The sequence below is a fragment of the Pedobacter sp. genome, assembly GCF_045627485.1.
Classification (GTDB): domain Bacteria; phylum Bacteroidota; class Bacteroidia; order Sphingobacteriales; family Sphingobacteriaceae; genus Pedobacter.
The window spans coordinates 1-8,923 of sequence record NZ_JAZQNU010000094.1; the positions used below are offsets into that span (position 1 = coordinate 1).

An 8,923-nucleotide genomic window follows, 5' to 3' on the forward strand; every position below is an offset into this window, starting at 1 on the left:
TAACCCCACTCCCATGTACTCTGCACTGAAGGATCTGCCGTTGTCCAACTGTGTTTATGCATGGAAATATACCTTCCCTGATCATAATAACCACCATTTCTGGCCGTAATAATCGCTTCTTCAGTGGTAAATTCATTCATGCGCCAGATGTCCACGCCATAACTCCGGGTAAACTTCTGATATACGGTACCTGTGGCCGCTACAAAAGCCTCCTCAGATTTAGGAAAATTATCGCTCGTCAACTTTGATTCTACCGCGACATCCAACTTGGTGCAGCTGCCTAACGTTAATAGGGCTAGGGCAGCTATGGTAATATTTCGTTTCATTTTAGTTCAAATAGAAGATTAAAGACTCATGTTTAGCCCAACGATAAATGAGCGTGTTTTAGGATAGAAATTACGGTTATCGATACCTGGGGTTTGTCCGGCCATATTGATCTCAGGATCTACGCCATTGTACTTGGTAATGATCAACAGGTTGTTCCCAGAGCCATATATACGGAGTGTTTTTGCCCCTTTAATTTTAAAAATATATCCCAGGGTGGCATTGTCCAGCCTGATGTATGATCCGTCTTCCAAGTAGCGATCCGACACGAACTGTGCAGTATTATCGTTACTTGCTTCATCAAGCGTTACCACCGGAATATTAGTCTGGTGCGCATAAATAGGTGCATTCATGTCCGCGATGGTGGCATTAAGAATCTTATTACCTGTTACTCCCCTAATGAACACATTAAAATCAAATTTCTTATACCTTAAGGTGTTGTTCCAGCCAAACAGAAGATCAGGCTGTGCAGATCCTGTTACCGCAAAATGTTCAAACCCGGTATTAGTGGTCGATGCGTTACCATCTTTATCATAAAACATAGATACACCAGCCTCATTTTTACCCGCATACCGCAGGGTATAAAACGAGCCTAAAGGAAGGCCTTCTCTGATAATCTGGAAACCACTTATGCCCGACTGACCGCGACCACTGAAATTAGCAGTAAAAAATTCTCCCGATTGAAAAGTATCGTTTGAAATCGAGGTAATCTCGTTTTTATTATGCGATAAATTGACCGTGGTGTTCCAGCTGAAATTACTCTTATTGATGACACTGGTGTTTAGCGTTAATTCAATCCCTTTATTACTCATCTCACCAACATTGGCAGTAAGCTGGTTATAAGGATATTGGGTAGTAGAAACAGTATAAGGCGCAATCAGATCAGAAGTCCTTTTGTCATAAACTTCCAGCGCACCAGATAATTTGTTATTAAATAAGCCAAAGTCTAATCCAATGTTTATGGTAGCCGTACGCTCCCATTTTAAGTTAGGATTGTCATTTTGTGTAGGTCCAATAGCGTTAATCCATTTCCCATCGTAATAGAAATAAGTAGCATCCTGGGTGCCATAAATCAACCTTGCCGTATAGGCATCAAAACCCACAGAATTACCCGACTCGCCATAACCGGCACGTAGCTTCAGGGTATTAACAAAACTAGCGCCCTTCATAAAGTTTTCGCGGTCCAGATTCCATCCGGCAGACACCGAAGGGAACATACCCCAACGGTTATTGATACCAAATGCAGAAGAACCATCTCGCCTTAACGAAGCCTGCAACAGGTATTTACCTTTGTAATCATACATTGCCCTGCCATAAAAAGAGATTAACCGTAAAGTAGAAATCGCATTCGTGCCATAGTTGACCACCGTTGTACCGTTACCATTACTTAATCCTAAATTATTCCATAATAAATCGTCCGATACAAAGTTGCGGCCGGAGGTTTGAAAACCATCACCGTTACGGTTTTCCTGCCAGGAATAACCCGCAAGTAACCTCATTTGGTGATCGCCATAGGTACGGTCGTAATTAAAATAAGCTTCCATAATCTTCTGCGTATGCTCTACAGATCCCCGTTCGGCATAACCATTGAAGCCCTGAGATAACATTGATGCACGATTATGATATAAGTTATCATGGATTTGTTCTTTTTGCATGGATAACATGGTCGTAAAATCCAATCCTTCAAGAATATTCACCTTGGCCGATCCGTTAACCAGGTAGAGATTGGTTTTGCCTTGTATCGTATTGTTGTACAGTAAGCCAACAGGATTGTAGTACCCCCCTGTTCCAGTAGTACGGGTATAATCTTCGGTATATGCGCCTTGCGCGTTTCTCACACCTACGGTAGGCAAATAAGTGAACATGTTATTATAAACCTGAGTAGCTATTCTGTCATTCGTTGTATTACTATTTGTTACATTTAAATTTACACGTAACCTATCACTGAACATCCTTTGTTCCATGTTACCTGTTACGATAAAGCGTTCCATGGCTGATGTTCTGATAATCCCTTCGTTACTTAAGTAGTTGATACTGCCACTGTAGGAAGAATTGGCGCCGCTCCCACTTAAATTAACATTATGATTATGAGAGATTCCTGTTCTGGTTACTTCTTTCAACCAATTGGTATTACTGCCATCATCATTATTCGCATCAAGCACTTTACCGGCAGCATTTAAATAAGTACGTAATTGATCGCCATTTGCCATGGTAATCTGATTAGATATAGTCTCACTTGCCGCGTAACCGTTATAATTCAATCTCGGTTCACCTTGAACAGCACGCCTGGTGTTCACCATAATGACACCATTTGCTGCCCTTGAACCATAAATTGCTGTAGCAGAAGCGTCTTTTAACACCTCCATTCCAATGATATCATCCGGTGCAATCAAATCAATGGACGCACCCGGTACCCCATCAATAACATAAAATGGTTCCTGTGCACCTTCCCTGAAACTCGACGGGCCCCTCAAAATAACCGCAGGTTTATCATTGGGATTTCCACTTCGGGTTACGTTTAAACCAGCAACTTTACCTTGTAAAAGCTGACCTGGCGAACTCACTACCCCTTTATTAAAATCCTCTGCTTTAAGGGAGCTTACGGCGCCAGTTATTTCATTCCTTTTACTTTTCCCATACCCAATTACTACTTCCTGTAAACTTGTTTGTTGTTCTTTTAATTTCAAACTTAAAGACAAAGGTTTACCGGCACTAAGTGTGTAATTAGACAGAGTATCTGCCTGAAATCCTACATAACTAAAAATAAAACGATATGGCCCACCTGCAGTTAGTTCCTGAATTAAAAATTGGCCGTCGTTAGACGTGCGTGCTGTTACTAATTTACCTGAAGGTAAGTGTTCTGCCCTGATAATTACCCCGGGCAATGGGGTTCCCGATATGTCTTGTACTACACCCTTCACCGGGACTTGCTGGGCATACAGCGGCCCTGCTGAACTAACCAAACCGATTAAGAATAAAAATCGGAGGCGTTTAACTGCTTTTAATTTCATAAAATGAATAGATAGTTTAATCTAATATTTGGTTGATTGATTTTTTACTATATATAAATGTATATAGTTAATTCATTAATTTATTATTTATCAGACATTTAATTATCAACAACCTTCGCGCAATTATGGTAATAACCAAATAGCTGGCATGCAGAGGACACCGCCGGTAAAAAAGCAGAATGAATGAGGCAAATTAGAAGTGGAGAGGACAGTAAAGAGGAACGAATTTTAGGCGGATTTAAACACGGGCTTAAACGTACTCTAATGCTTTTTTATATACTTTTAATATTTCAGTATCTTCTACTGCATTTGACTCTTGATTATGAGTGTAGAATGCCTCCAGCTTTCTTGCGCGCTTAGTGTCGCAATTTCCGCGTGTAACCTTTTGGTGATACTCCTCTAAAGACCTACAGTAATAATGATTAAGCTGAATGGTGTCTACTGAATTAGGAGAGTACCAGCCTTCAGTGGCTTCAAAATGCTCATTTACACAATCGTAGTTCTTAAGATATTTAAAGCTATGGGCATTAGATTCTGATTTTACAAATCGTGGCTGAACTATGCTTTTTATATGGGTATTTGCAATGAAACTAGTTTCCGAACGCATGGTGAAATTTTCCAGTTGCCGACCAGCAGGTTTTTTGACATGTCCGTTTGAGCCGAATATTAACCATGAAACACCCAGGCCTCCATAGGGTTCATACTTCTGCATGAACTTCCTCAGGTCTGAATCTTCAGTTTTTGGAAAAATAAACTCATCCATATCTATAAATGCAATCCACTGTGAAGTCCTACCAAAATGTTTTAAGCAATGTCTATAAGCAGGCACTTGCTTGGTCTTGCCTGGAAATTCTATTACTGTAGCGACATGGCCGTAATTTAAAGAGGCTATCGTTTCTCTTATAGGATTTTTACTTCCATTATCATAAATGTAAAAATGTTCTACACCAACTTTTTGATGGTAATCTATCCATTCAGCTATATAATCGTTTTCATCTTTAACAATACAGCATATTGAAAAGTAATATTTTTGATCACTAACAGGGATATCTTTCTTATCAAAAATGGAGAACAATTTTTTTAACGAGAGCATTCTTTATAGTTATAGTGGCGTTAACTCTGCAAATATACTTACAGATTTTCGCAATATGCATAACTAAAATGAAATAAAATGTTTTACCTGCTCTTGATGATTAATTGTGCTTCAGCACTTTGGCTTCAAGATAAAAAATAATCTCTTCAGCGATATTCTTACTCTGGTCGCCCACCCTTTCTAATTTACGGATGATGGACAATACATTAAGTGCCTGGTCAGTTTTATCAGGATGTTCCTTTATATAATCCGTAAGAATACCATTCACTGCGGCGTTAATATCATCAAGCATTTCGTCCTTAATAAAAATACTTCTAGCCAATTTGGTATTCTCCTGGTCAAACGCATCTAATACATCCTGTACTATGTCTATTGCCGCTTCATACATTTCTATAAAATGAGTCACCCTTAATAGTTCTGGATCAAAGGCATGTTTCTCGCTGATGATCAACTTGCTGATGCCCTCTGCAATATCGCCAATCCGCTCCAGGTTATTATTAATCTTTAGCGTAGCCAACACAAAGCGCAGGTCGATGGCTACTGGGTTAAAAAGGGCAAAAAGGTTCTCACAATTCCGGTCGATATTTAGCTCCATGGAGTTTACCCTTTTTTCATTTGCGATCACTTCACGCGAGAAATCCTTATCAAAGGTTTTTGCCGAATGTAATGATTTGTGTAATTGTGAGATTACCAGGGTCCACATGGCAGTGATATCAGACTTTAACAGGTCAAGTTGTGCTTGTATAGGCGTCATTTCGTTTAAGTTTTATTAACCAAATCTACCGGTAATATAATTCTGGGTAGCATCTTTAGTTGGGTTGGTGAATATTTTGTCGGTGCTGTCGAATTCTACTAACTCACCCATGTAGAAAAAAGCAGTTTTATCACTTACCCGAGCAGCCTGCTGCATATTATGTGTAACGATTACAATGGTAAACTGATCTTTAAGTTCATAGATAAGTTGCTCAATTTTGGCAGTTGATATCGGATCCAATGCCGAAGCAGGTTCGTCCATCAGTAAAACTGAAGGTTTAACCGCAATCGCTCGTGCAATACACAATCGTTGCTGCTGTCCTCCTGATAAGGCCATGGCCGACTTGTGCAAATTGTCTTTTACTTCGTCCCATAGCGCAGATTTTTTAAGTGCCGTTTCCACTGCTGCTTCTATTACAGCTTTAGAGCTCTCCCCATTGATCCGAAGACCAAAAGCAACGTTTTCAAAAATAGATTTAGGAAAAGGATTGGGCTTCTGAAATACCATACCTATCTTCTTCCGATACTCGTATACGTCTATTAAGTTGTTGTAAATGTCAACATCATCAATCAGCACCTGCCCTTCTATTTTAACATTCTCAATCAGATCATTCATACGGTTAAAACAGCGTAAAAACGTCGACTTACCGCAACCAGACGGACCAATAAACGCCGTTACCGTATTGGGCAAAATATTGATAGATATATTTTTCAAAGCATGTTTAGGACCGTAATGTAAATTGAGGTCCTTGGCCTTTAATTTAAATACACCGTAACCACTCTCTCTTAAATTAACGTTCTCTTTTGCCATCTGTTTCTAAAGTAAATTGCAATACCATTTAGTATTAAGGTAAATAATAACAGTACAATGATTCCCGCCGCAGCGTTCACAATAAAGCCCTGTTGCGGCCTTGTAGTCCAATTAAAAATCTGTATCGGAAGTGAGGTAAACTGATCCATTGGTCCTTCTGGAATAAAAGGAACATACGCCAATGCACCAACAACAATTAAGGGAGCTGTTTCGCCAATGGCCCTAGATACAGATAAAATCACTCCCGTTAAAATACCTCCAAAAGAGGCAGGAACAACCACGCGTCTAATGGTTTGCCATTTAGTGGCGCCTAATCCATATGCTGCTTCTCTTAAGGAGTTGGGTACTGCTTTTATTGCTTCCCTGGTAGATACAATGATTACCGGCATAATTAATAAAGCTAAAGTACAGGCGGCTGCTAAAATGCTATTTCCCATTTCACACCACCTCACAAACACCTGCAAACCCAAAATACCATAAATTACAGAGGGAACACCAGCAAGATTGGATATATTAATTTCTATAACTCTGGCAAACCGGCTTCTTTTTCCATACTCCTCCAAATATATTCCAGATAAAATACCAATCGGCAGGGCAATTGCCAGGGTAAAAACCAGCAGGCTCACCATACCCGCTAATGCGGTATAGATACCCGATTCTTCAGGATTCCTGGAGGGCAGGCTGGTAAAAAAAGACCAGTTAAGACGGCCCGCACCCTTATAAACAATCACCGACAGCAGCACCACTAGGGTGAGCAAGCCTAAACCTGTACATAATATAGCGAAAACTTTAAAGATACTATCCTTTGTTTTAGGACTCATTAAACCTCCTTTACTCATAGCGCTGTTGGTATTTTTTCCTGATCCAGTAACTAACATTATTCAATAGGAAAGTGAAAATAAAAAGAGTAATACCGGCAGCGAAAATTGTGCGGTATTCTAAAGAATCCTGTGGCACATCGCCCATACTCACCTGTACTATGTAGGTGGTAATGGTTTCTACAGATTCCAATGGGTTTAAAGTCAGTTTCGGCTGTTGTCCAGCAGCAATAGCAACAATCATGGTTTCGCCGAGTGCCCTGGAAATGGCCAGAATTACCGACACAATAATACCAGAGTTCGCCGCTGGCACAATCACTTTAAAGGCCGTTTGAAAACGGTTAGCGCCTAAGCCATACGATGCCTCACGCAAAGATTTAGGCACCGCACGCAGTGCATCCTCACTTAATGAGGTGATATACGGAATAATCATAACGCCCATTACCAAACCTGGCGATAAGGCATTGAAGCCTCCTAACCCTGGAATGAATTGTTGCAGCAAGGGGGTCACAAACTGCAATGCAAAAAAACCATAAACTACAGTAGGTATGGAAGCCAGTATTTCCAGTAATGGTTTTACCACCGCCGTAAAACGCTTCGAAGCGTATTCATTTAAATAAACAGCAATGGTAATCCCTACTGGCACGGCAACCAAAACAGCAATAGCCGTGGTGAGTACTGTACCCGAAAGAAGCGATAATATTCCAAAATGTTTATCTTCAAACAGTGGCGTCCATTGCGAGTCTGTTAAGAAATCGATTAAGGATACTTCAGCAAAAAACTTATAGGTATCAAGAGAAAGAACAACCACGATTCCAATGGTAGTTAATATAGACACCATGCTACATAACACCATTAGCAGCTCCATTAACTTCTCAGAAATTCTTTTTGACTTGTACATCTTTAGGGGTTGATAGAAAGAAGTTGTAAAAGGTTTGCACTAACGACAGATTTATTTTCAAATACTGACCCTGTTTTACCCTCCAGAAAACGCTGATAGGATAAACGGTAAGCTTCTTCGGGAAGCGGGATATAACCAACCTCCTTCGCAAGCGCTGCTGCATTTGCTAAATAGAATTTCACAAATGCCCGCACGTAGGGCTTTTTTGCCGATTTCGCATTCACATAAATAAATTCCGGGCGTGCGAGTGGCTGGTATTTACCATGTTGCACAGTAGAATCAGTGGGATAAACCGCTTCACTTGTCGCGTGTTGCTTAACTGGAACAAGCCTAAGTTTAGCTTTGTTTTCTGTATAATATGCCAGCCCAAAATAGCCTAAACCACCAACATCTGAGGTTACGCCCTGTACCAATACGTTGTCATCCTCACTTGCGGTGTAATCACCACGGGAAGCTTTTGCTTTGCCATTAATGGCTTCTGTGAAATAGTCATAAGTTCCAGATGAAGTGCCGGCACCGTATAAGTTTAAGGGTACATCTGGCCAGCTTTCGCGAACCTGTTTCCAAGACTTAATCTTGCGCTGGCTTTCGGGCGACCACATTTTCTTTAATTCTGCTACTGTAATATCATCTACGAAACTGTTTTTGGGGCTCACTACAATGGCCATACCATCGTAACATATCGGTATCTCAATAAAATCAATGCCGAGTCTTTTGCTTTCTGCTAATTCTTTTGGACTGATTGGACGTGAGGCATTACTAATATCGGTTTCTCCCCGCAGGAATTTTTTGAAACCTCCACCAGTTCCCGAAATCCCAACAGTAACTCTGATGTCTGGATCCTCGCTTCTAAACTCTTCAGCTACAGCTTCTGTCAATGGATATACGCTACTTGACCCGTCGATGTTGATTTTACCTTTATAACTCTTAAAACAAGATGTCAAAAAAATAGAACAGCACAACAGAAGGTAGACTTTAGACATTATAGACAGTTAAGTTGAATATTTTAAGGAACTTATGTAGTTCCAGACAATTCCAAAGATACCATAAGGCTAAGTAATTGTCAACGCGACAACTTAAACTTAATGAAAACTTAGGATGACGTTAACATTAATTTAACACCTCCTCGAGAGTGTTTTTATTTATTTCTTGAAATAAATTTGCATGATAAATATATTGTTGTAGCTTTGCAATCCCAACAACGACATAGGT

Annotated in this window: 7 protein-coding genes and 1 pseudogene; all 8 read right to left on the reverse strand. The window is 40.2% G+C overall.

The annotated features are described in order from the left end of the window. Positions 1–326, reverse strand: a pseudogene (locus ACR2F3_RS07205) (RagB/SusD family nutrient uptake outer membrane protein); the annotation flags it as partial. Between the two features lie 18 nt (positions 327–344). Next, positions 345–3,335 (reverse strand): SusC/RagA family TonB-linked outer membrane protein, encoded by a 2,991-nt coding sequence (locus ACR2F3_RS07210; protein WP_432709308.1) that lies wholly within the window; start codon positions 3,333–3,335, stop codon positions 345–347. 250 nt (positions 3,336–3,585) lie between these two features. Next, on the reverse strand, positions 3,586–4,428 hold the full coding sequence (locus ACR2F3_RS07215) for a glycosyltransferase family 2 protein (RefSeq protein WP_432709309.1): 843 nt from the start codon (positions 4,426–4,428) through the stop codon (positions 3,586–3,588). A gap of 100 nt (positions 4,429–4,528) precedes the next feature. Further along, positions 4,529–5,182 (reverse strand): phosphate signaling complex protein PhoU, encoded by a 654-nt coding sequence (phoU, locus tag ACR2F3_RS07220; protein ID WP_432709310.1) that lies wholly within the window; start codon positions 5,180–5,182, stop codon positions 4,529–4,531. A 15-nt stretch (positions 5,183–5,197) separates the two neighbouring features. Continuing rightward, positions 5,198–5,992 carry a phosphate ABC transporter ATP-binding protein PstB gene (gene pstB / locus ACR2F3_RS07225; protein ID WP_432709311.1) on the reverse strand — a complete coding sequence of 265 codons (795 nt, stop codon included), beginning with the start codon at positions 5,990–5,992 and terminating at the stop codon, positions 5,198–5,200. Next, entirely contained in the window at positions 5,968–6,831 is an 864-nt protein-coding gene (pstA, locus tag ACR2F3_RS07230; RefSeq protein ID WP_432709312.1) for a phosphate ABC transporter permease PstA, read from the reverse strand. Before pstA ends, pstB begins: the two co-directional genes overlap by 25 nt. Continuing rightward, positions 6,824–7,711, reverse strand: coding sequence for a phosphate ABC transporter permease subunit PstC (pstC, locus tag ACR2F3_RS07235; protein WP_432709313.1), 888 nt, complete (start codon positions 7,709–7,711; stop codon positions 6,824–6,826). The genes pstA and pstC overlap by 8 nt, the downstream gene beginning before the upstream one ends. A 2-nt stretch (positions 7,712–7,713) precedes the next feature. Further along, positions 7,714–8,694 (reverse strand): PstS family phosphate ABC transporter substrate-binding protein, encoded by a 981-nt coding sequence (locus ACR2F3_RS07240; RefSeq protein WP_432709314.1) that lies wholly within the window; start codon positions 8,692–8,694, stop codon positions 7,714–7,716. Between the last annotated feature and the right edge of the window lie 229 nt (positions 8,695–8,923).

Excerpts from the sequence above, each read along its gene's own strand:
- ACR2F3_RS07240 (WP_432709314.1), bottom strand. The coding sequence starts at position 8,694 with ATGTCTAAAGTCTACCTTCTGTTGTGCTGTTCTATTTTTTTGACATCT.
- ACR2F3_RS07210 (WP_432709308.1), bottom strand. The coding sequence starts at position 3,335 with ATGAAATTAAAAGCAGTTAAACGCCTCCGATTTTTATTCTTAATCGGT.
- ACR2F3_RS07215 (WP_432709309.1), bottom strand. The coding sequence starts at position 4,428 with ATGCTCTCGTTAAAAAAATTGTTCTCCATTTTTGATAAGAAAGATATC.
- pstC (WP_432709313.1), bottom strand. The coding sequence starts at position 7,711 with ATGTACAAGTCAAAAAGAATTTCTGAGAAGTTAATGGAGCTGCTAATG.
- pstB (WP_432709311.1), bottom strand. The coding sequence starts at position 5,992 with ATGGCAAAAGAGAACGTTAATTTAAGAGAGAGTGGTTACGGTGTATTT.
- pstA (WP_432709312.1), bottom strand. The coding sequence starts at position 6,831 with ATGAGTAAAGGAGGTTTAATGAGTCCTAAAACAAAGGATAGTATCTTT.
- phoU (WP_432709310.1), bottom strand. The coding sequence starts at position 5,182 with ATGACGCCTATACAAGCACAACTTGACCTGTTAAAGTCTGATATCACT.